2 protein-coding genes are annotated in these 873 nt (G+C 34.1%); one reads left to right on the forward strand and one right to left on the reverse strand.

Annotation, left to right across the window (positions count from 1 at the left end):
- Positions 1 to 237, forward strand: a 237-nt coding sequence (locus H6A13_RS13005) for a hypothetical protein (protein WP_204909949.1), incomplete at its 5' end; no start/stop codon positions are given.
- 19 nt (positions 238 to 256) lie between these two features.
- On the opposite strand, the gene H6A13_RS13010 is transcribed toward H6A13_RS13005, so the two are convergent.
- Positions 257 to 873 (reverse strand): Cap15 family cyclic dinucleotide receptor domain-containing protein (locus H6A13_RS13010; protein WP_204909950.1); only part of this gene is annotated, 617 nt, incomplete at its 5' end.

The raw sequence follows: 873 nt of genomic DNA on the forward strand, positions 1-873 counted from the left end.
GCAGCTGCCGGAAATCTGCCGGAGCAAAACAAAAACAACAAATGTGTAAACCGGCCGCCAGAAACGGCGGTCAAAAAATACGCTGGTACTTATGATTTACCGTGTACAAACAAGATCATAGCCACAACTGAATTATTTAATCACATCACAACAGGCGCAGTGGTTTTTTACTGCGCCTGGAATACTTTAATTATTCTATTTTGTCAGTTCCTACGGAAGTCTTCTCTTAAGCTTTGAAGATTCTCCCCTCTGCTCTTTAATTTATCTTATGTAACTTAAATGTCCCGATATTTCCACCTCTATTACCAACATTACTATTATCCCTATTATTGAAATATCTCCCAAATAAATGAGTTTCGTCATCCAAATCTAAAATATTATATCCATCATATTGATGTTGTAGTTCTCTACTATGATTGATAAAACCAAATCCCACTTTCATTATGCCATCTCTTTCTATAAATATTGATGCAACATTACTCTCTGATTTTGATTTAGGAAAGGAAGAAACAAAACTAATTTTACTCCATGTTTGTACTACATCTAAACTCATATCTATCGTTGTTTGAAACGTTTTAGAAGTTAGAGTTCCTTCCCAATGTCCATTAAGATTGGGCACGCCAAGAAATTTTCTAAGTATTTTCCATTTCCAAGCATAGTTATCAAAAATCCAGTATATTATCCCATATAAAAACGTAACGCCTATAAAATTTGTTGTTACTCCTAGCGTGTCGCACAAATTCAACATACTAGAAATCCATTTATATTGCCTTAACCACATCATTGCTGATGTTATCGGCCCTCCGAGACAGATTGTAAGAAATGATGATAATATTATACTCAATATAAATATGTTTAAAACAACTCTACCTC

The organism is Mordavella massiliensis (assembly GCF_016902415.1).
In the GTDB taxonomy this organism is placed as follows: domain Bacteria; phylum Bacillota; class Clostridia; order Lachnospirales; family Lachnospiraceae; genus Merdimonas; species Merdimonas faecigallinarum.